Annotated in this window: 17 protein-coding genes; 5 read left to right on the top strand and 12 right to left on the bottom strand. The window is 35.4% G+C overall.

Annotated features, from left to right (window positions below; genetic code table 11):
- Window positions 1-197: 197 nt before the first annotated feature.
- The 3 genes from PQO00_RS06060 to PQO00_RS06050 are packed head-to-tail and all read left to right on the top strand — an operon-like array spanning window position 198 to window position 5,532.
- On the top strand, window positions 198-3,323 hold the full coding sequence (locus PQO00_RS06060; protein WP_274183935.1) for a TonB-dependent receptor: 3,126 nt from the start codon (window positions 198-200) through the stop codon (window positions 3,321-3,323).
- 19 nt (window positions 3,324-3,342) lie between these two features.
- Window positions 3,343-4,806, top strand: a complete 1,464-nt coding sequence (locus tag PQO00_RS06055; protein WP_274183934.1) for a RagB/SusD family nutrient uptake outer membrane protein — start codon at window positions 3,343-3,345, stop codon at window positions 4,804-4,806.
- A gap of 15 nt (window positions 4,807-4,821) precedes the next feature.
- Window positions 4,822-5,532 (top strand): hypothetical protein, encoded by a 711-nt coding sequence (locus tag PQO00_RS06050; protein ID WP_274183933.1) that lies wholly within the window; start codon window positions 4,822-4,824, stop codon window positions 5,530-5,532.
- Between the two features lie 154 nt (window positions 5,533-5,686).
- Here the strand turns inward: PQO00_RS06050 and lspA are convergent, their stop codons facing one another.
- The 5 genes from lspA to PQO00_RS06025 form a co-directional block, all read right to left on the bottom strand.
- Entirely contained in the window at window positions 5,687-6,211 is a 525-nt protein-coding gene (gene lspA / locus PQO00_RS06045) for a signal peptidase II (RefSeq protein ID WP_274183932.1), read from the bottom strand.
- Complete coding sequence (fabD, locus tag PQO00_RS06040) at window positions 6,212-7,102, bottom strand: ACP S-malonyltransferase (RefSeq protein WP_274183931.1); 891 nt, start codon at window positions 7,100-7,102, stop codon at window positions 6,212-6,214.
- Window positions 7,103-7,395: 293 nt separating this feature from the next.
- Window positions 7,396-8,952: an NAD(P)/FAD-dependent oxidoreductase gene (locus tag PQO00_RS06035; RefSeq protein ID WP_274183930.1), complete on the bottom strand. Its 1,557-nt coding sequence runs from the start codon at window positions 8,950-8,952 to the stop codon at window positions 7,396-7,398.
- 267 nt (window positions 8,953-9,219) lie between these two features.
- On the bottom strand, window positions 9,220-9,750 hold the full coding sequence (locus tag PQO00_RS06030; RefSeq protein WP_274183929.1) for a DinB family protein: 531 nt from the start codon (window positions 9,748-9,750) through the stop codon (window positions 9,220-9,222).
- Window positions 9,751-9,754: 4 nt separating this feature from the next.
- Window positions 9,755-10,417 (bottom strand): pyridoxamine 5'-phosphate oxidase family protein, encoded by a 663-nt coding sequence (locus tag PQO00_RS06025; RefSeq protein ID WP_274183928.1) that lies wholly within the window; start codon window positions 10,415-10,417, stop codon window positions 9,755-9,757.
- A 305-nt stretch (window positions 10,418-10,722) separates the two neighbouring features.
- Here PQO00_RS06025 and PQO00_RS06020 point away from each other — a divergent pair, with 305 nt between their 5' ends.
- A complete protein-coding gene (locus PQO00_RS06020; RefSeq protein ID WP_274183927.1) occupies window positions 10,723-12,219 on the top strand; it encodes a PLP-dependent aminotransferase family protein in 1,497 nt (498 codons plus the stop codon).
- Between the two features lie 168 nt (window positions 12,220-12,387).
- On the opposite strand, the gene PQO00_RS06015 is transcribed toward PQO00_RS06020, so the two are convergent.
- Both PQO00_RS06015 and PQO00_RS06010 read right to left on the bottom strand, forming a co-directional pair.
- Window positions 12,388-14,913, bottom strand: a complete 2,526-nt coding sequence (locus tag PQO00_RS06015; protein WP_274183926.1) for a DEAD/DEAH box helicase family protein — start codon at window positions 14,911-14,913, stop codon at window positions 12,388-12,390.
- Window positions 14,914-15,046: 133 nt separating this feature from the next.
- The gene (locus PQO00_RS06010) at window positions 15,047-15,961 is read right to left on the bottom strand and encodes a dihydrofolate reductase (RefSeq protein WP_274183925.1); all 915 of its coding nucleotides are present in this window, start codon (window positions 15,959-15,961) and stop codon (window positions 15,047-15,049) included.
- Between the two features lie 280 nt (window positions 15,962-16,241).
- Between PQO00_RS06010 and PQO00_RS06005 the strand changes: the two genes are divergently transcribed.
- Complete coding sequence (locus PQO00_RS06005; RefSeq protein ID WP_274183924.1) at window positions 16,242-16,538, top strand: isoamylase early set domain-containing protein; 297 nt, start codon at window positions 16,242-16,244, stop codon at window positions 16,536-16,538.
- A gap of 965 nt (window positions 16,539-17,503) precedes the next feature.
- Here PQO00_RS06005 and PQO00_RS06000 read toward each other — a convergent pair.
- The 5 genes from PQO00_RS06000 to PQO00_RS05980 form a co-directional block, all read right to left on the bottom strand.
- Complete coding sequence (locus PQO00_RS06000; RefSeq protein ID WP_274183923.1) at window positions 17,504-18,355, bottom strand: thymidylate synthase; 852 nt, start codon at window positions 18,353-18,355, stop codon at window positions 17,504-17,506.
- 758 nt (window positions 18,356-19,113) lie between these two features.
- Complete coding sequence (locus tag PQO00_RS05995) at window positions 19,114-20,640, bottom strand: NupC/NupG family nucleoside CNT transporter (protein ID WP_274183922.1); 1,527 nt, start codon at window positions 20,638-20,640, stop codon at window positions 19,114-19,116.
- A 40-nt stretch (window positions 20,641-20,680) separates the two neighbouring features.
- Entirely contained in the window at window positions 20,681-21,295 is a 615-nt protein-coding gene (locus tag PQO00_RS05990; RefSeq protein ID WP_274183921.1) for a bifunctional nuclease family protein, read from the bottom strand.
- Window positions 21,296-21,418: 123 nt separating this feature from the next.
- The gene (locus tag PQO00_RS05985) at window positions 21,419-22,378 is read right to left on the bottom strand and encodes an electron transfer flavoprotein subunit alpha/FixB family protein (RefSeq protein WP_274183920.1); all 960 of its coding nucleotides are present in this window, start codon (window positions 22,376-22,378) and stop codon (window positions 21,419-21,421) included.
- 104 nt (window positions 22,379-22,482) lie between these two features.
- The gene (locus PQO00_RS05980) at window positions 22,483-23,229 is read right to left on the bottom strand and encodes an electron transfer flavoprotein subunit beta/FixA family protein (RefSeq protein WP_274183919.1); all 747 of its coding nucleotides are present in this window, start codon (window positions 23,227-23,229) and stop codon (window positions 22,483-22,485) included.
- Window positions 23,230-23,369 lie beyond the last annotated feature (140 nt).

The raw sequence follows: 23,369 nt of genomic DNA, 5'->3' as shown, positions 1-23,369 counted from the left end.
AAGCTTTATTCTTTTTTTTATAATTGCAATTGTAATAAGGTAAGGTAGCTATAGAACTTTACTTAAAATATTTTAGATCTTCTAAACTTAAATTTCATTAGTAAAGTGTAATTTTTTGAATTAGTCACTTAAAAAACATCTTTGCTGCCTTCCTTATTTTCAATCTGCACTGACTAACTCATATAAACATTTAATTTATGAAATTAAGAAACTACTATTTAGTGCTAGTGTTCTTGGTATTTGGTATTGTATCATCATTTGCACAAGAAAAGACCGTTTCCGGCAGAATTGTGGACAAAAATAACTTGCCATTGCCCGGGGCAACAGTTTTAGTTAAGAATTCTACAAAAGGCGTGTCAACAGATTTTGATGGAAATTATTTGATTAAGGTAAAATCAGGAGACATTCTAGTGTTTAGCTTTGTAGGGTACGAAGATCATGAAGCTACAGTTGGTACATCAAACACAATGAATGTTACCATGCAAGAGGATACAACAACTCTTGAAGAGGTTGTCGTTGTTGCTTATGGGTCCCAAACAAGAGAATCTATAGTGGGATCTGTTGGCGTTGTTTCAAGTACTACCATTGAGACACAGCAAGTAACATCCCCTTTAAGAGCATTGCAGGGCGCTGTGCCTGGGTTAAGTTTGTTAACATCTGGAGGCCAACCTGGAAGCAACCCTACTATTAGAATTAGGGGAATATCCAGTGAAAGTTTGGCAAGAGATCCCCTAATTGTTGTAGATGGCGCACCATTTAATGGAAACCTCAATACGATAAGTCAAGACCAAATCGCATCGATTTCAGTATTAAAAGATGCCTCGTCATCAGCTTTATATGGTTCAAGGGCTTCAGGAGGTGTTATATTAATTACAACCAAGACCGGTCATATAGATTCGGCTCCAAAAGTAACGTTAAGATCTCAAATAGGTTGGTCTAACCCCACAATAGGAGTTCACAATTTAACTGCACCAGAAGATTATTTAAAACTTACCTGGCAGGCTTTAAAGAATACAAATCAATATGAAAATGGCCAAACGGCTGCTGATGCAGCTCAAAATGCAACAAGTGGACTCATTGACTATTTAGGCTATAATCCATATAGTGCTACAAACCCAATAGATGTTAATGGTAATTTGGTAGCTGGTGCTAACCTATTATGGCATACTAATTGGGAAAAAGAAATAATTAGGGAGGATTACCTTAGAGTAAATCATAATCTTAGCGTGTCGGGAGGTAGTGATAAAACAACGTACTTTATGTCTTTCGATTATTTAAATGAAGATGGCCCTGTAAGGTTATCAAATTTTGAGAGAGTAGCTTCAAGATTAAATTTAGAAACCCAGGTAAATGATTGGTTTAAGGTAGGTTTAAATTCTAGTTTTTCACGTTCTAGTTCTAATAATCCGGACCAAACCAGTGGAAGCACAACTCAGGTTATTTCATGGATTTATGGGATATCCGATATTTATCCTATATACTTACGCGATGCCAACGGAAATTTAATTAGGGATAATGCTGGAGATCGAATTTTCGATTTAGGAAATGGCGTTGTTACCGGTCAGGTAATAAATAGTACAAGGCCCGTTTATAACGATGATAATATTTTGGCAACTTTAACTTTAGGAAAAGAAAAAAGGGTAAGATCTAATTATTTGGCCAATGCTTTTGCTGAGATAAATCTTTTTAAGGGCTTAACATTTAAAACGCGATTGAGTTACGAAAATTATCTGTTCGATTCTTTTAGTTTTGATGATGATAAGACTGGTGCTGCGACTAGTGTACAAGGGCGTGTATCACAAAACAGGGACTTAACAACGACCCTAAATGCGATTCAATCTTTAAATTATAAAAACAGTTTTGGAAACCACAATATTTCTATTGATGCCATTACAGAAGCCTATACAAATACCCAAGATGATCTATTGTCCCAGGGTACTGGTTTTTTGCCTGGTGTAGATAACTTAGATGGCAGTACGACACCAGAAGGTGTTGGGGGAAATATTATCACAGAAAGAATTAATAGTTATTTAGGCCGGCTTACCTATAATTTTAATGAAAAATATTATGGAGAATTTTCAATAAGGAGAGATGGGTCTACCCGCTTTCATGAAAATACAAGATGGGGTAACTTCTTGGCTGGAGGTGCGAGTTGGGTCGTATCCAAAGAGGATTTTTTAAGTGAAAGCCATACACTTACATATTTAAAACTTAGAGGTTCTTATGGTGAATTAGGAAATAATAGAACCGTAAACCTTTTTCCTTACCAATCTGTTTTTCAAACAGGTTTTGTTAATGAAGGTAACCCCGGTATTTTACCAGAAGGCGTATCTGATGTAAATTTAAGATGGGAAAAAATAGAATCCCTAAATATTGGGGCAGACTTCGAATTGTTCAATGGGGTCATATCCGGTACTTTAGAATACTATAACAAAGAATCGGTAGATTTAATTTTGGATAAACCGTTGCCAAGGTCTTTGGGCGTCAATAAAATTGTTACAAATATTGGTTCTATCAAGAATTTTGGATGGGAAGCATCCTTGAGATCCATTAATTTTAATTCTGATGATTTTACCTGGACTACGGGTATTAATTTTGCATTGAATAAGAACGAATGGACCAAGCTGCCTCAAGATGAGATTATAAGCGGCTCCAAACGTTACAGGGTTGGTAGCTCTATTTTCGATTTCTTTATTAGGGAATGGGCCGGCGTAGATCCAGCAGATGGACGTGGCATGTGGTTTATGGATGTACTGGATACTAATGGCGACGTTATTGATAAAGTGACAACGAAGAGTTATGAAGACGCCACAAGGTACGAGCAAGGAAAAGCATCGTTGCCGGATATAGAAGGTGGTTTTACTTCTTTTATTAGATATAAACAGTTTGATTTAAATGTGCTGTTCAATTTTAGTTTTGGAGCCTATTTGTTGGATACAGATTATGCTTCCCTTATAAATCCTTTCGAAAACCCTGGAATAAGTGCACACCCCGATAATTTTAATGCATGGAAAAACCCTGGAGAGATTAGCAGTTTCCCATTATTGTTAGCTAGTAACAATGATCATGCCTCTCGTTCAACACGTTTCCTGTTTAAAAATGATTATATAAGGTTGAAAAGTTTAACATGTGGTTATAACCTTCCACAACCAGTAATTGAAAGATTAGGGTTGAGCAAGTTAAGATTGTTTTTGCAAGCGGATAATATTTTTACTTGGCAATCTCATAAAGGAATTGATCCAGAACAAGCATTTAATGGTATTACTGCTAATAGATCGCCATTATCAAAAACGATTACCTCAGGAATCGTTTTAGAATTTTAAAACCAAAAAATCAACGAAAATGAAAACATATAATAAATTAAATATAAAGCTGTTATTTGCTGTTCTACTAGTTCATTTTTTGTCTAGTTGCTCAAAGGAATTCCTAGATGAGCCCCAAAATACGGCAGGGCTTCCAGAACCTATAGTTTTTTCAGATAGAGAAATTGTACAATCCTTTATAACAGGGATCTATGATAGGTATAAAGGGCAATGGGACGACGATTTAGCAGATGATGTAAATGAATCTGATCCAGATACAGGCGGCCTTTATGCTATGTATTTTGCGAGAACAGCTAAAGGAAACGATTTAATTCTGGCACCTACCTTTTATAGATTCGATTATGCTCATGACAATAGACAGCCAACTTATAGGAGAACGAGCTTTACATGGACTTTTAACTACGAAATAATTAATTATGCCAATCTATTAATTAATGGATTAGCAAACAGCAGCCTTGATGACGTTACAAAAAAAGAATTTACCGCTGTGGGGAAAACCATAAGGGCATTTCATTATTTTCAAATAGCCTTAGAGTTTGCGCCAAATTATAATACAGATCGAACAAGTACTAGAATCCCTATTTATACAGAGCCCGCTACAGGAGCTTCGGTAGGAAACCCTCCAAGCCCATTAACCGATGTTTATAGTTTAATATTGTCTGATCTTACATCTGCCATTCAGGATTTACCTGAAGAAAGGCTTGGGAAAAGTTATATCAATAAAGCTGTTGCTAATGGTATATTAGCTAGAGTTTTATTAGTGACCCAAGATGATTGGAGCTTAGCTTCATCAGCAGCAAAAGCTGCTTATGGAGGTACTGCAGCAACTGCAGTAATATCTTCAAGTTGGGGGAATGGGTTTGATGATTTAACAGACCAAGATTGGCTGTGGGGACATTTTCAAAACGGGACGAATGAAAGCAACTATTATTGGATGGCTCCTCATGTATTTATGGATCATTTAACAGTATCGCTTCAAAACACCTATATAAATACAAATTTTAGAGATACGTTTTCTGATACTGATGTTAGAAAATTATTTCAGGATCTCTATAATTCTGCAACACCTTATAGAGAATTTATAACCACTAAGTTTGCATTTGCATTTGAATCGGATGTTCCTTTAATGAGAAAATCGGAAATGGTATTGATCGATGCAGAAGCTCAATATAACTTGGGTAATGAACCCGAGGCTAGAAATTTACTTTTTGCATTGCAAAGTGCTAGAGATCCTAACGCTACATTATCCGTTAATTCTGGAAATGACTTAATGAATGAGATTTTATTAGAAAGACGTAAAGAACTTTACGGAGAAATAGGAGTAGAGTGGTTTGATGCCAAAAGGTTAAGGATGCCTATTAATAGAGACGCTGTACACAGAGTGGCTGTTAATGTGCCTGCTGATAGTGAATTATTTTATTTAAATATTCCGCAATCAGAAATAGATGCCAATCCTAATATGGATGAAAGTTTAAATCAATAATATACAAGATCAATTATGAAAAAAACAATCTTTTTATTATTAGCCATGCCACTAGCGGTTTTTTATAGCTGTGATAGTGACGATCAAAACCAAACCACGATTAATTATGTGTCTTTTGAAGCTACATCTTATGATTTTGGAGTGGATATACAAAGTAGTAATTCGAACGATATTAAGGTTTACACAACGCATATTTCAAATACAGAAAGGATATTTGGTATTAATATTGAAACAGATCTGTCTACCGCCGACCCTGCATCTTATACGGTTCCCACATCTGTTTCTGTACCCGCTAATTCTAATGAGGGTGTTTTTACAATAAATATATCAGACTTAAACATTGGTGTTGAGGGCGAAACATTGGTGCTTTCTTTTACTAATGAGGCAGGGTTGTTTGTTGGTGACCCCATAACATTTAATATTAAGCAGGTTTGTCCTTACCCTGAAACCCAACTGGATATTACATTTGATGACTATCCAGAAGAGCAATATTGGGAGCTGTATGATTCTAATGATGTTTTATTGTTCGAGGGCGGTCCCTATCCAGATGAAACAGCATTTAGTCGCGTGTTCTGTTTGGCCAATGGAACCTATAAAATTTTAATGGGAGATACCTTTGGAGACGGTGGCGGCCCCTATACAATTACTAACAACGGTAATGTATTAGTTACTGGTGATGGGGATCATGGTTTCAGTGAAGAAATAACATTTCAAATAAATAACTAACTAAACTAGCTATTTTTTAATTTAAGCCGAGAAATTAGTTTCTCGGTTTAAATTATTCAATAACCTTTTTCTTAACAAGAACCCGCATATTTATATCATTTCAAATGCGGAATATTTAAGAAAATGCGGTATTTATGGATACAGGTCTTGAAAATTAGTTTTTTAATGCTTCAGAGTTTTTTTTCTTCTTAAAACTCACAATAACTAAAATAATCATGCCTGTAGTTACCGATAGATCGGCCATATTAAAAATACCGGTTCTAAAAATACCGCCTAAGTCAATAAATAAGAAATCGGTAACAGAGCCATATACGATCCGATCATAAACATTAGCAAAACCGCCGCCGACAATACTTGCAAAAGCAAAGAGCGATGCATTATCCAGGCTTTTGTCCTTAAAAATATAGCGTAATACAAAACCAAGTACCACAATAGGTAAAATAAGTAATAAGATTATTCTAAGTGTAGGATTTAAATCACTGCCCATCCCTAAAAAAGCACCTGTGTTCTCCACGTTCATCATTAAAAATGCATTGCCTATTAAGGAAATGCGTTCCCCGGGATTTATTTCTGTTCTAGCCTCAATATGGGTTCTAACGAGTACTTTAGAAATTTGATCAACGGCAATAGTTAAAATAATAACTAAAATGATGTAAATGGAACGTTTTGATAATTTCATTTAGTTGTTTTCAAAAATGGCTGAAGCAGTTTGAGCCTCTCTATTAATTTTCTTTACCAGACCTTGCAAAACCTTACCTGGACCAACTTCGGTAAATAAAGTGGCACCATCAGCAATCATTTGTTGTACAGATTGTGTCCAACGCACAGGGGCCGTTAATTGCGAAATTAAATTGGTTTTTATAGCGGCTTCATCAATAACAGCGTTAGCCGTTACATTTTGATAAATAGGGCAGTTTGGTTTGCTAAATGTTGTATTTTCTATAGCTGCTGCTAATTCTTCGCGAGCAGGTTCCATTAGTGGCGAATGGAAAGCACCACCTACGGGCAATACCAATGCACGGCGTGCACCAGCATCCTTTAAAGATTCGCATGCTTTGTTTATAGCATCAACCTCTCCCGAGATCACTAATTGTCCTGGGCAATTATAATTTGCTGCGACTACGACCCCATCGGTCGTGGCACATATTTTTTCAACAATATCATCATCCAGACCTAAAACGGCAGCCATGGTACTTGGTTGTAATTCGCAAGCTTTTTGCATAGCTAAGGCACGTTGGGACACTAACTTTAATCCATCTTCAAAATTTAAAGTGCCATTTGCTACCAAAGCGGAAAATTCTCCAAGGGAATGTCCAGCAACCATTTCTGGTTTAAAAGAATCCCCTAAGGTTTTTGCTAAAATAACCGAGTGTAAAAATATAGCAGGTTGGGTTACTTTAGTTTCTTTAAGGTCTTCGGCAGAGCCTTCAAACATGATATCTGTAATGTTGAAGCCAAGAATACCATTTGCCTGTTCAAATAATTCTTGGGCCAAAGGGGCGTTTTCGTATAGGTCTAGTCCCATTCCAGAAAATTGAGCGCCTTGCCCTGGGAATATATATGCTTTCATGTGTTTGTAATTATCTTTTTTAGTGCTGCAAAAGTATAAATAATTTTTTTAGGATTAGGACTGCTTTGTTTATGACTTGAGGAGTAATGGGTGTGGTTATAAAGTTATGTGGTTATAGAGTTGTTTGGTTATAAAGTTGTTTGGTTATAAAGTTATGTGGTTATAAAGTTATGTGGTTATATAAGTTATAGAGTTATTTTATTAGTAAGATGATTAATAGCTTCCTAATCCCTAATCCCTAATCCCTTGTTTCTAGCTTCAAACTTTCCCGTCTTTTTTACCCCTATACCTCCCTATAAGTTCACGACCGCAGCTTCTGCACAGCGTTCCCCGTCCATAGCAGCAGATATAATACCACCTGCATAACCACCCCCTTCACCACATGGAAATAGGTTAGAAACTTCGGGATGCTCTAATCGTTCATTCCTAGGGATACAAACAGGAGATGAGGTTCTGGACTCTACACCAACAATATTAGCTTCTGCGGTATAATAGCCTTTCATTTTTTGTCCGAAGGCTAGAAATCCTTTTCTAAGTCTACTACCTATTAATTTTGGTAATAGTGAATGTAATGGTGCAGACTTTAAGCCTGGTTGATAGGAGGTAGGGTTTAAACCACTCGATAGTTTACCTTCTACAAAATCGGTGAGTTTTTGTGCAGGGGCCACCTGACTTCTTCCTCCAGCGGTAAAGGCCAGTTTTTCCAAGTTTTTTTGATACTCCAAACCTTTTAAGGGACCAAAATTTTCATATTTGTATAAGTCGGTATCTGCATTAATTTCAACAACAATACCAGAATTTGCATATAGGTTATTTCGCTTAGAAGGCGACATCCCGTTTACTACAACTTCGCCATTCGCTGTAGCCGCTGGGACTATAAACCCGCCTGGGCACATGCAAAAGGAATAGACCCCTCTATTATTTACCTGGTTTACCAAACTATAAGAAGCGGCCGGGAGTAATTCGTTACGTTCGTCACTGCAATGGTATTGTATCGCGTCTATGATGTGCTGCGGGTGCTCTACCCGAACTCCCATAGCGAACGATTTTGCTTCTAATGCCATTTTCTTTTTATATAATAAATAAAAGATATCTCGGGCTGAATGTCCCGTAGCCAAAATAACCCTGTCTACGACCATTTCTTCACCATTTTGAAATTGTATCGCTTGTATTTTGTTAGTTTTGATAACAAAGTCGGTGACTCTGGTTTCAAAATGAATTTCACCACCGTAATTCAAAATAGTCTCCCGGATATTTTGTACCACTTTGGGTAATTTATTGGTTCCTATATGTGGGTGGGCATCCACCAGAATTTGATCTGTAGCCCCATGAAATACCAAGTTTTCAAAAATCCGCCTCACATCCCCTCGTTTTAAACTTCGGGTATATAATTTGCCGTCGCTATAAGTACCTGCGCCACCTTCACCAAAGCAATAGTTGGAATCTTCATTAACAAAATGATCTTGATTTATTGCTTTTAGATCGCGTCGCCTGTCCTGTACATTTTTGCCACGTTCTAATACGATTGGTTTATAGCCTAATTCGATACATCGTAAAGCTGCATACATGCCAGCTGGGCCAAACCCGATAATATGAATGGGTTTGGCTTTTGAAACATCTTTATAATCAAATTTGTATTCGGAGGTTTTTGGCAAGGCCTCTCTAATATAAACGGCCACTTTATAGTTGAAAATGATTTTTGGTTTTCGGGCATCAATGGATTTACGAAGTACTTTGATGCCTGTAATAGCTTCTTTATCTATATCTAGTGCATAAGCCGATTTTATTATCAATATATCGCTACGCGCTTCGTCTTTAAGTGAAATACGAAGCTGAATCTCTTTTATCATGCCACAAAATTACTCAAATTTAAGAGAAGATTTTGAAAAAGAACAGGATAACCAAGAGGGCGATATTATTAAAGTTTACGTCTTAGCGTTAATTCGATATATAACAAATAGGTAAACAGGTATAAAAAATAATTAAAAGAAGAAACTTTAACATACCGAACGAGGAGGAATCTCATCCTATAGAGATGTCTCGTCGCTCATCCTTCGCTCTGTCGACATGACAAATAGCTGTTTTTCAAGAGATTAATTTGATTATTTTCAATAAACTTACGTTGAGCTCAGGTTCTTAGTAAAGTAGCGGTCGTTCAAAATATTCAAATGATGTTGTGCATGCCCGATAATAGTAAAACCAAAAGCTAGAGCAGTTATCTTTATTTCAGAACTAATACCAGCCCGATGGAGCATATCTTCATTAAAACTTTCGAATAAAGGGATTGTTGATTGTCTTACCAGCCTAAATTCTTTTAGTAGACCTTCAATACTTCTATTATTGGCATATGAATTTTCAGCATATACATTTTCATCAAACCCCAATAAGGCTTGTGTTTCTAATCTGGATATGCACAACGCCCTATATGCAAGGATTCTTTCGGTATCGATAATATGCTGAAGCAATTCCTTAGGGGTCCATTTATTTGGCTGATATCTATATTCTTGATATTGGACCAGCTTTTCAGAAATGGTTTCTAAAATAGTTTCACTTTGCTTTAAGCCATCAATTAAATGAGTCTCATCGTCCACCAATGCGATATACTTATCAAAGAAGTTTGGAATAAATTTTAAGTCGGATTTTTTCATTGTTTTAAGCTTTATTCTTTTTATAATAGGCCACTACATGTTTGGGGGTTCTTATTTGTCTTGGTAATAAAGGATCTTTTACAGGAAGTGCCGCTACTTGTTTTAAGGGTATAATCCCTGCCCAAATAGGAAGATCCAAATCACTTTTTTCGTCTACAACACCAACGTCCCTAATTTTAGCCGATGCGGTTTGTATTTCCATTTCAAGAACGAGAGTACTGTTAAACTCTTTACCGTTCATGGGCCTTAGTTTTTCCCAGCGGCCAGGAATCATGTGATCTACAACACATTTTAAAGCAGCTTCTTTTTCTTCTGGGTTTTCAACTTTAGTGACGTTGGTAAATAGCGTTGCAGACCTGTAATTTACAGAATGGTGAAACCCGGAACGTGCTAATATAAGCGCGTCTAAATGCATGATGGTCATGCTCGCTTCTTTAGCTTCTAAAAGGGCTAATAACATGCGGTTTTTAAGGGAACCGTGCAGATATATTTTATTCTCAATTCTACCATAAGCCATGGGCAAGCAAATCGCTTTTCCATTGTAATGGTAGCTTATATATCCCACAAACCCTGCGTCCAGAATATCATTTATTTGTTCTACATCATAGACGGCTCTTTTAGCCCCTCGTTTTACCTTGTTTAGTTCTGATGTTGCATACGTAGACATAACTGTTCGATTTAATTGATGCTTGTTATTTATACCTATTAAACTTCAAATTTATCATCAATCATTTTAAAATTCATTTGGTATTAAAACAAATTTTGATTGACCGTAATATGTTATAAACCTAAAAATATATTGATTTTGTCATCCCGAGGCAACGAGGGATCACATTAATTATCAACAGATTCTTCACTTCGTTCTGAATGACAAAAATATTATTATGCATAATTACGGACATTCAGAAACAAATTTAGTAGATTTATGGATTATCACATTCATCCAGAAATCATTTTTCAAATAGTCCAGATATGATTCCTTATAAAACCATTATAAAAATAGACCGAGCGAGTAAACAACCTGTTTATATTCAACTCACCAATCAATTTATAGATTTAATCAAAGAACGCACCCTTCCGCCACAGGCTAAATTACCTGGCAGTAGGACCTTGTCAGGTTTAATAGGAGTGCATAGAAAAACGGTGATAGCTTGTTACGAAGAGCTAACATTACAGGGGTGGATAGAGAGCATCCCGAAAAAAGGCACCTTTGTTCATAAGGATATTCCCATATTGCAGCAGCAAAAGTGGGTTGAAAAGACTGCTGGTAAAAAGAGTGATGATACAGGATTTGCCTTTAAGCGAAGCCCTGTATTGGATCGAAAGTTTCCACAAGATTATACAGATGATTATATGTATGTCAACGATGGTGTTTCAGACGAAAGGCTAGCTCCCATTAAAGAACTGTCCATTATTTATAGAAAGATTGCGAATAAAAAGAATACGCTTAAATATATGAATTATGGAACGACCCATGGCAATCCGGAATTAAGAGCCACTTTGGTAAGTTATTTGAATGAAACCAGGGGATTAAATATTACTAAAGATAATATCCTTATAACGAGAGGCAGCCAAATGGGGATGTTTTTGGCATCTCAATTATTAATTGAAAAGCAAGAGTATATTATAGTAGGAGAGACCAATTATAGTTCGGCGGATACAACGTTTGAATTTGCCAAGGCTAAATTGTTAAGAGTCAAAGTGGATAAAAACGGATTGGATACAAACGCCATAGAAAAACTCTGTAATAAGTATGCTGTTAAAGCGGTTTATACCACGCCACATCATCACCATCCAACAACGGTTACGCTGTCTGCACAACGGAGAATGCATCTTTTAAATTTGGCCAAGACCCATCATTTTGCCATTCTTGAGGATGATTATGATTACGATTTTCATTATAACCATGCGCCTATTTTACCTTTAGCGAGTCATGATACGCATGGGAACGTTATTTATGTGGGTTCTGTTTGTAAAACAGTAGCGCCCGTTTTTAGGGTGGGATATTTAATCGCACCAAAAACTTTTGTGGATGAATGTGCGCGATTGCGACGTTTTGTAGACAGACAAGGCGATGCTATTCTGGAATTAACATTTTCTAATTTTATTAAAGAGGGGAGCCTGGACAGGCATATTAAAAAGGTTGTTAAAATATATAAAGCGCGACGCGACCTGTTCTGTAAGCTTCTTAAGGAAGCATTAAGTGACTATTTGTCTTTCGATATTCCCAAAGGAGGCATGGCGCTATGGGTCACCTTAAATAAAAACTATTCGTGGGATGTGGTTACAAAAGCGGCAAAACAACAAAAATTAATTATTTCAGAATGGCAACGTTATGATGCCATGGACCTTAAGCATAATGCCATAAGAATGGGGTTTTCCTGTTATAACGAAACGGAGGCTAGGGAATTTGTTAAGCGATTTAAAAGAGCGATGCAGGATATTGATGTGATGGAATCTTTTGGTTAGGGGTTTGGGAATTTATGGAGATGTTTTTTTAATGTGTTTGTATGGCTTGTTGCGTGGTTTGGTACTTAATTTTGCAAGTGCACACCAAACTGAATCCGCGAGGATTTTCAGAAGTATGCGAGAACAAGCAATTACTTATAGCCATTGTGCCTGTTGCACACAGTTTTTTTAACTAGTTTTTTTTCGGTAATTTTCTGAATATTCTGTCTTTAAAGAATCAATATCTAATTTGTTCATATTAAGGAATTCTTGAATTTTCTCGTCCGTTAGAGATTCAATTTCATACTTGTTGAACTCTTTAAGAAATGACTTAACATTATGTCTCAAAGATTTTAACTTACCTCGTCTCATAATTTGCACTTTATGAGTCAAATCTGCGTGATAAGAAAGGTTTTTAGTTGGTATAACTAAAATTCTATGAACTGGCGCATCAGAATATTGACCTTCAAACCAAGCACAATGTGTATTCATTTGACCAGCTTCGTGTTTATTGATTTCTGTTCTTTCAATTTTGACCTCACTTTTGCATTCAAAAATGAAATACTGATTCCCAACACCACACCATAAATTGTCTGGACCTTTTTTAAATTCTTTATCAGGTCTTTCACTTAAAAAACCTAACATATGCCCTAATTCTTTAAATGCAGTTTCAAATTTTTCAGCAGATGTTCCAAATTGTAAATCAGCAAGTACATCCTCAACTGATAACATTAAATCTTCAAAATCTTGATGTTGTTTTACCCATTCCAAAATACGTTTAGTGCGATTTTCGTTTATGAATTCTAAACGCTTGTATGTAATACCCTCTTTAGGTTTTAAAAGCTCGTGATTTTTAAGAAAAGCACTTTTTTGTAGTGTGTTGGAATCGGTTTTACTTAAAAGATAGGCATATCTAGCCATAATCTGCATATACCAACCTTTTTCACTTTCATCTATACAATGTTTGTCAACAATCGCTTGAATTAAATTTCTTGCTTTTTCGTATTCGCCAGTATAATTTAAAACTGCAGCTTTCCTTTCAAGAGTTAAAACGTCATAAATTTTACTAGAAGAATTATTAGCTTGAATTTTATTCATTTCTTCTTTATAAAACTCTTTCCAACCTTCATCCCTTTGAATTGATTGAAGCATTAACGACCTAATTACTTCATAAGGTTCAGTTTTATCACTTATGTCCTCTGAAGCCATTTTTGCAATTTCCATTCCTATTTCGATTTGCTTTTTTGTTTGAGAAGAAAAGTATTTATTTGTTCTTGAACTTTTGATGAACTTAATTAAATCAGCACCAATTAGAAAGATTAAACAATAATCTTTTTCTCCTCTGACACTTCTGCCTAATCCTTGTTCAATTTTTTGAGCAATTTTAATGTTCAAAGAATCACTTCCTAAACGATTTGACTCTTCATATCTATCTGCAAGAGAATAAAAATAAGGTCGTCCATCTATAATAAGAATTCTACAGGTTTCATCAGGTAAATCTATCCCATCATATCTATTTGCAAAAACAACTGTTTGTCTAAAATTTCTCTTTTTTAGGTGGTCAACTGCAGCTCCAATTTCTCCCGATTTTGGAACAATAGAATCAAGTTTTTTATAGGTTTCTGTTTTTTTGAAAGAGGATACAAGTGAAACAATACCAAATTTCTTTTCACTTGGTTTAGCCATTATATTTACAATTTTATCTCTATCTAAAGTGTCATCTATTAGTGAAGGAATAATAAGCATTTTTTCTCCAGACCATAGTTGTTCGGGATTATGTAATGGATTTTGAATAGCATTAGCATTAAACCCAAGACCTTTAATAAAAAAAGAATCATCTTGAGTTGTTGCTGACATCAAGATTCTTTGATTTGCATTATTGAATGAAGAAAACTTCTCAATCGGTATGTGAATTGGTGCAATCTCAATGTTATTACCAGAAACAAATGCTTGACAGTTTTTTATGCTATCTTTAATGAAAGGCCAAGAAAATGCGATTTCATTTTCAGTCCTATATTTTGATAAAATTTCCAACGCTTCTTCAGATTTATCTATCCAATTCCAATATGGAATTGGTAAGAAAGAATTATAATCTCCATTCGAAATTTCTAAAAAAGTTCCCTCTCCTTGTTCTGGCAAAGCATCCTTAAACAACTCAAACAATTCTGAATATAAATCGTGTTCTCGGGTAATATTTATGGTAAATGTATTTTTAATAGAATCTATACAAGCGTGTGAATCATCGAGAATGATATTTGAAACAGGAATATAGTCGTTACCTAAACCGAAAATTGTTTTTCCATTAAAAACTTTTTGAACGTGTGTTATTAAAAGTTTTTCTCCATCGATGAATTCATTTGGTAAAGAACCATCATCCTCGATTGAACAAAAATTAATTCCAAATTTTCTAGCATCTCTTTTTACTTGAGCTACTAAATATTTATTTGGACATACGAAAAGGCAAGGTCCATTTCCTGAATTTATTTTTGATTGTAAAATTAATAAGCCAATTAGAGTTTTGCCTTCTCCTGTATGTAGCTTAATAATTAAATCTTTTTCATTTAATCTGGAATCAAACCATTCAGTTAGAATCTTATGTTGTGCAGGTCTTAATGGTCCAGCCACACTTCTCCTATCCAATGAGCTATAAATTTCAATTGGATTAATTTTTTTCTCTATTTCAGGCTTATTAAGTCTTTTTCTAAAATCTACCATTATGTTTTTTTTAAATGTGCCCCAATGACTTAATATGAAACCATCATAATACTGAAACAAGTTCAGCACATGTCGTTTCATATTTTATGCCAAACGAAGTTAGTTGAAAATTTTTACAAAATCAAGTCCTGATCTACTTCCTCTCATAAGTCAAAAACGAAAACTCATAGTCATGTTTGTCGTCTTTAGTATGGAAGGTATTAGCCGTTTCTTTCCAAATAGATGGATCAATATCGGGAAAGAAAGCGTCTGCTTCAAAATCTTCATGAACCCGTGTCAATTCAATTTTATCAGCTAATAATAGGGCTTGTTTGTATATGTCGCCACCACCAATTATATATGGTTGCGAGTCGTTTTTTACGGCACTAATGGCGTCTTCTAGACTATTGACCACAATAACGCCTTCGGGTACTTGATAATTATTTTGTCTTGTAATAACAATGTGCGTTCTGTTAGGTAAGGGCTTCGGAAAACTTTCAAATGTTTTTCTCCCCATGATAATATGGTGGCCATTGGTCAGGTTTTTAAAGCGCTTTAAATCGTCACTTAAATGCCAGATGAGCTTATTGTCTTTACCAATGGCATTATTTTCTGCAGCAGCAACAACAATAGTCAGTTCAGATGTTTTTTCTTTTTTCTTTAAAGATTTGTTATAGTGTTCACTTTCAGCAATATGAGGTGCTTCTTTTTCAAGTTCATTTTTAAGTTGTTCTATTCTTAGTTTTTGTTGAACAACTAGTTTGTCCAATTGTTTTTGCTCCCAGGCTTTTCCCATAAATTTATGTGTAATAAACACATTAAACACATGGTAAAGAAGGAAAAAGAGCCAGACAAAAATGGCGGATAAAAACCATTCCTTTCCAAAAGGGGTGAAATCTTTACCGATATCCAGAACGGTATTAGCGAGGATTATAAATATAGAACCAATTAGAAAAAGCACAAAGTGAAAGTATAAACGTTTCTTCTGTTTAATACGTTTTTGAGCATTTTGAATCAGTTCTAATTGCTCTTGATCTATTTGAGGGCGTGCTTTCTTTTTTCCAAACATAAGTATCTAATAATAGACGTAAAGTTATAATATTTTGTTGAATTTTTTATGTTTTAAAGCGAAATCGTTTTTGTTATAAAACCTCTGGAAATCAGGTAAAAACAAAAATAACGGTTTGTTAATCTGATAAATACAGTGTAGGTATTTTATGTAGTTTAAATAAATGTAAAGTCATATTTATCAAATTGATAATTCTTTTTGGTTTGTCAGATTATATATAAACGGGTCGAACATTGTTTTATAAATTTGTTAGAGAAACAACACACAAAAAATTAAAATTATGGCAATTACAAAACAATATTTAAAAAGCAAACCAATTTGTAAAGTTACTTTTTCTGTACCAGCTAAAGAGGCGAACGAGGTAACTGTAGTTGGAACTTTCAATGAGTGGGATGCAAAATCGACGACATTAAAAAAACTTAAAAATGGTACTTTTAAGGGGACAGTGGACTTGGAGAAAGACCATTCTTATGAGTTTAGATATGTTGTTGATGGTACTTACGTTAATGATGAGCAAGCAGATGCCTATGCTTGGAGCGATTATGCATCAGCTGAAAATGGTGTATTGAATGTTTAGTTGTATACAATATTAAATTTAAACAAGTATTTTCTATTATAGAAAGTACTTTTTTAATACTGAACTCATTTAGACTTTTTGGATTTAAGCAAAAATTAGAAGTTTTTGTCTCAGTTGAAGTCTTTTTTGAGTTGCATAGCAGAGCTACGGAAGGAAAAAAAAAGACAAAAAAAGAGCTGAAAACAGCAATTCCTGCCTGCCGGCGAGGCAGGTTTTAGCAAATTGAAAAGTCTAAATAAGTTCGCTTGTTATTTTCTGAATTATCCATGTTAAAAACAATGGGTATCATATAAGAAATAGAGACAGGTCTTCCCTTGTGATAACTGGGTTTTTTCATTTTTGGAATTAGTTTTAATACACGAAAAGTTTCTTCTTCATATTTGGGATGGGGTGCTTCTGCCTTAATGTCCTTAATATTTTCTTCTTTATCTATTGTAAAATAAGCTCTTATTCTAACTTGTCCAACAAGTAGTTCAGACCGTTTAACTACATTAGTGTTAAAATGATGACTGAGATGATTTGCTATACTTCGAGTAAAACACTTTTTTAACTCAGAATTGCTAAGTTTTTCGAGACAATAAATTTCATTATATAGCTAAGTCGATATAAAATGGCATAGAATATTTAGAAATAAAAAAAAAGAAGTTCAAGGCAAAAAGCGTAGGCATAGCCTAGTTACGGCGAGTATTAATAACGAAGAAATTCGGTTTTTTACTCTGAAAGTTCATGTTATTTTATATTGATTTAGCTATAGATAGGAGGTTTTTCTATTATGACAAAAGGAATTTCATGAGATTCTTCAATAGCTTCATCAGTTTTTTATTGAGAGTAGATAGATACGCTTAAAAAGAGTAATATTAATGGAAATAATTGTTTCAAAGTTTGTGTTTTTTGTCTGATCGAGTAATCCAACAAAACATTATTATTTCGTACTTAATTCATGAGATTCCTGCCTTCGCAGGAATTTATATGGCCACTGCACCTTTTATATGTGGATGCGGATCGTAATCTATCAAAGTAAAATCATCGAAAGTAAAATCGAAAATATCTTTGACCTCTGGATTTAGGATCATTTTTGGTAATGGCCTTAATTCCCTGGATAATTGTAGTTCCAACTGTTCATAGTGATTGCTATAGATATGCGCATCACCAAACGTATGGATAAATTCACCAGCCTCATAACCGCAAACCTGTGCCATCATCATGGTGAACAAAGCATAAGACGCAATATTGAAAGGGACTCCTAAAAAAATGTCCGCACTTCGTTGATATAACTGACATGACAATTTACTTTTCTCCTCGCCTTTGGAGAGGTCGGGAGAGGATACATAAAATTGAAAAAACGCATGGCAGGGAGGCAAAGCAGCTTTGCCGTTAGCCACATTTTCATCAAATGATTTTGAAGTGTCCGGCAGCACAGATGGATTCCACGCAGACACCAACATTCTTCGGCTATTTGGATTGTTTTTTAAAGTATGGATAACTTCTTTAATCTGATCGATCTCATCGCTGTTCCAGTTGCGCCATTGGTGTCCATAAACAGGGCCTAAATTACCATGGGCGTCTGCCCACTCGTTCCAAATACGCACCCCATTTTCTGTAAGGTACTTGGTGTTAGTGTCACCTTTTAAAAACCAAAGTAATTCGTGAATGATTGATTTTAAGTGTAGTTTTTTAGTCGTAACCATAGGAAACCCTTCACTTAAATCAAATCGCATTTGATATCCGAAAACACTTTTAGTACCAGTACCGGTACGGTCTCCTTTTTCATTTCCGTTTTCTAAAACGTGCTTTACTAAGTCGTGATATTGTTTCATAACATTCCCCACGAAAGTGGGGATCTCTTTTAAATTAACGTGAGTTCTAATTATAATACCAATTATGACTCAAAACAACCCCTATAATTTGTTTAGCTCACAGATCTAATTTGATAAATAGGAGTTCATGAATCTTCGATTACAATTTTGCTCATATTTCAATATAAAACATGAGCTCAGCTTGACAGGGTATAAAACCATAACAAAGGCTATGATTGAATTTTCTATCATATCAGAACAAAATATAAATCAAATTATTTATAGCTCATTTTAAATAATAATTGGTATAACACGTTTATAACAAACATATTAAATTTTTTCTATGTCATTCCGAACGAGGAACCCTACCAGACTGGCAAAGGCAAGGAATCTCACCCTTATGAGATATCTCAAGTTCATCTTGAGCTCCGTCGAAAGTCTCATGCTTCGCTCTGTCGACATGACAGACCACTTGTTGTCAAAGCAATCACTACTATTATTTTATTTAAAATTACATCGAACGGACGTTAAATTAAAAATAAATTTAGAATATAGAAGTGGCTTAAAACAAAAAGTTTAAATCACTTCATAGTGAAAAATCTTTATTAAAGATACTTCGGGCTATTTCGACTGCACTCATTAACAGAGCATTCGGTATGACAAAATACTGGCCATAAAAATAAAAAAAAGCATCAAGTTTTGATAGGAGATACTTCAATAATATATTATAAAGTTATTAACTACGAAAAATAAGGTTCCTGCTTTCACAGGAATGGGGGTTACCCAATAATCATCCCGGCAATAGTAGCAGAAACCAAAGAGGCGATAGTACCACCAATAAGTGCTTTCATGCCAAATTGGGATAGTAATTTTCGTTGCCCAGGAGCCAAAGAACCAATACCGCCAATTTGAATACCAATAGACGCGAAATTAGCAAAACCACATAGCATATAGGTAGCCATAATTATAGATTTTTCATAATTAAGGTGTACAGCGCTTGTTACGTTTTTTAAATCTGCTAACTGAATATAACCTATAAATTCGCTGGCAGCTAATTTAATACCCAATAATTGCCCCATGAGGGCCATATCTTCTTTTGCAACGCCAATAAGCCACATAAGTGGCGCAAAAACATACCCTAAAATTAATTCAAGTGATAAACTTTCGTAGGGCGTATTACCAGTTACCCACGTATTTATTGAAGATATATCACCAATCCAGCCTAGTATACCATTAAACATGGCTATAAAAGCAACAAACACTAAAAGCATAGCACCTACATTAACGGCTAGTTTTAGGCCTTCTGTGGTTCCGTTAGAGATGGCGTCTAAAAAATTAGCACCAATTTTTTCCTGGGAGACTTTAACATCGGTATTAACGTCTTCGGTTTGGGGATATAATATTTTTGAAATCACGATGGCACCTGGGGCTGCCATGACCGAAGCAGCTAAAAGATGTTTTGCATAAAATAACCTGAGTTCTGGGTCATTGCCTCCTAAAAAGCCTATATATGCCGCTAATACAGCTCCTGCAACGGTTGCCATACCACCAATCATGACCAACAGCATTTCGGACTTATTCATTTTTTCTAAATAAGCCTTTATTAAAAGAGGTGCTTCCGTTTGACCTAAAAAGATGTTACCGGCAACGCTCAAGCTTTCTGCTCCAGAAATTTTTAAAGCTTTGGAAAGTAGCCAGGCCATAGCTTTCACTACTTTTTGAATAATGCCCAAATAAAATAAAACCGAGGTTAAGGCAGAAAAGAATATAATGGTCGGTAATACTTGAAAAGCGAATATAAACCCAAATGTATCCATGTCTACAACCAATCCTTCAAACAAAAACTTACTACCTGCTCTTGTGAACTCTAAAACTTCAACAAAAAGCCCGCCAATAAATTCAAAAATGCCCTTGATGAATTCAACTTTTAAAACGCCTACGGCAATTAATAGCTGAAATGCCAAACCAATACCGACAATTTTCCAATTAATGGCTTTTCTATTACTGCTAAAAAGAAATGCCAGAAGGATTAAAGAAACCATGCCTAAAACACCTCGCCATAAACTATTCATTGAAAAACCTTGACTTGGAATAATAATATTTGCAGAGGTATTGGTCGTGCTTTGTTTTGATGTATTTTCAGTTTTGGAACCTTCACTGTTTATGCCTAAAGTATCTGCAGAATCATTTACGGGCACAGTTTGTTGAACTGAATCCAACAGTTTGTTTTCGTTTGCCTCTTGTGCTATAGTTGATGTTGTAAATAAGAAAAAAATAGCGACAATGAACAAAGAAAAGGATTTCATATAAAGAGTAAGTTTATACCATTTTAAGGGTTAACCGGCATTATTCCCGTTTTGAGATTTCATCGCGAATATGAGCTGCTTTTTCATAGTTTTCGTTAGCAACAGCTTCGTCTAATAAGTTATGCAGCTCTTCAAGTGTTTTTCCCTTAAGATTTTCACGTGGTGCATCTGGTTCCAACTCGGAGGAAATGACATCATCTACCAGAATACTATCTTGGTTTTCGCTTTCGTCCTTTGGGTTCACTTTTAAATAGATCCCGGCCTTATCAAGAATGTTTTTGTAAGTAAAGATTGGTGCGTCGAAACGAAGCGCCAAGGCAATAGCATCACTGGTTCTGGCATCTATAATTTCTTCAATTTTATCACGTTCGCAAATTAAACTGGAATAAAAAACCCCATCAACTAGTTTATGGATGATCACTTGTTTGACAACAATATCAAAACGATCCGAGAAATTTTTAAATAAATCGTGTGTCAATGGTCTGGGAGGTCTAATTTCTTTTTCCAAAGCAATGGCAATAGATTGTGCTTCAAAAGCGCCAATGACGATCGGGAGTTTACGGTCGCCATCTATTTCATTTAAAATTAAGGCATACGCACCGTTTTGGGTTTGACTATAGGATATTCCCTTTATGTTTAATCTTACTAAACTCATAATTTTATACAAAAACGCAAAGAACCGTTTAAATTAGGACTTTACCAACTGACCAAGGCAGATTTAAGTATTTAGTGCTAATTTAAGCAGTTCTATACGACTATACAATTTATAAAAAATAATTTATTGTTGTGCCTTAAAAGCCTTTAATTTTTCTATGAGTTGTGGAACGACTTCGAAAGCATCTCCAACAACCCCGTAATCTGCAGCTTTAAAGAAAGGTGCTTCGGGATCTGTGTTGATGACTACTTTTACTTTTGAGGCATTAATTCCAGCTAAATGTTGAATGGCCCCGGAAATACCTATGGCTATATATAAATTTGATGCTACTGGTTTCCCTGTTTGCCCAACGTGTTCGCTGTGAGGTCGCCATCCTAAATCTGAAACAGGTTTTGAGCATGCGGTTGCTGCTCCTAAAACATCTGCTAATTCTTCTATCATACCCCAATTTTCAGGACCTTTTAATCCGCGACCAGCAGATACAACGATGTCGGCATCTGCAATAGTAACTTTATCCGTTGCTTTGTCTACAGATTCTACTTTTATTCCTGATTCTGAAATTGAAGGCGAGAAGTCTTCCGTGGAAGCGTTACTGTTATTTTCTACCAATCCAAATGAGTTATTAGAAACACCTATAACCTTTACATCGGTATTGATTTGGGTCATTTCGAAAGCTTTATTGGTAAATGCGGTACGCTTAACCGTAAAAGGAGATGTGCTTGCTGGTGCTTCAATAACATTAGAGGCATACCCTGCATTTAAACCCACGGCTAAAAGGGGTGCTAAATATTTACTATTGGCACTAGAGCTCACCACCACGACTTTTGCTGCTTCTTTTTCTGCTGCTTGTTTAATAGCTTCTGCATAACCATTAGCGTTAAAGGTTTGTAGTTGTGCATTGGATACATTTAAAACTTTATCGACACCATAGTTCCCTAATTCTGAAGCATTATCTACATTTATAGTAATGGCCGTAACGGTTGTTCCTAATTGATTGGCTACTGCCTTGGCATAAGAAGCTACTTCTAAAGCTGCTTTTTTAAAGGTGCCTTGCTCTGATTCTGTATATACTAAAACTGACATAAAAAATTTATTTTTCCTCACCCTGGACTTGGTTCAGGGCCTTATTAATTTTACGCTTGTGTTGTTAAGATTCCGAAATAAATTCGGAATTATTTAATCTGCGATTAAATAACTTTAGCTTCGTTATGAAGTAAATTTACCAATTCGTCCAAATGATCTGCCGAAACCAATTTCACGGCACCTTTAGGAGCCGGTTTTTCAAATTTAACAGAAGTCGTTTCGGCACTGGCATCAATGGGATCCACAACGGTTAAAGGTTTTTGACGCGCCATCATAATCCCTCTCATATTTGGGATTCTTAGATCGCTTTCTTCAACCAATCCTTTTTGTCCGCCAATAACTAATGGAAGGGCCGTAGAGACTGTTTCTTTTCCGCCATCTATCTCTCTTACAGCTTTTGCAGAAGTGCCATCTACCTCTAAGCCAATGCAATTATTTACAAAATTTGCGTTGGTTAACCCTGCAATCATACCAGGAACCATACCGCCATTATAATCGATAGACTCACGACCGGCAATAACTAGATCATAGGCGCCATCTTTAACAACATTCGCTAATTGTTTTGCTACTGAAAAACCATCAGAAGCAGCCGTATTCACTCTAATGGCAGCATCGGCACCAATGGCCAAAGCTTTACGAAGGGTAGGTTCTGTTTCTGGTCCCCCGACATTTACAACGGTCACATGAGCGCCTTGTTTTTCTTTAAACCACATAGCGCGGGTTAAACCAAATTCATCGTTTGGGTTTATTACAAATTGTACACCATTGGTATCAAATTTGGTGTCACCTTCACTGAAATTAATTTTAGAAGTTGTATCAGGAACATGACTAATGCACACTAATATTTTCATATTATAACAATTTAATCGTTTCGTTTTTTATTTAACTTAGTTCGTTAATTTTTGCAATTATTAGTTGAAAAACAACCATTTAAATATTGCGGTTTTTAACAAAATTTTGAGATTACGAAGGTAATTATTTTATTTCGATT

It is taken from the genome of Flavivirga sp. 57AJ16 (assembly GCF_028736925.1).
Classification (GTDB): domain Bacteria; phylum Bacteroidota; class Bacteroidia; order Flavobacteriales; family Flavobacteriaceae; genus Flavivirga.
The sequence above is the reverse complement of the archived record's forward strand: the minus strand, read 5'-3'. Positions and strand labels throughout refer to the sequence as shown.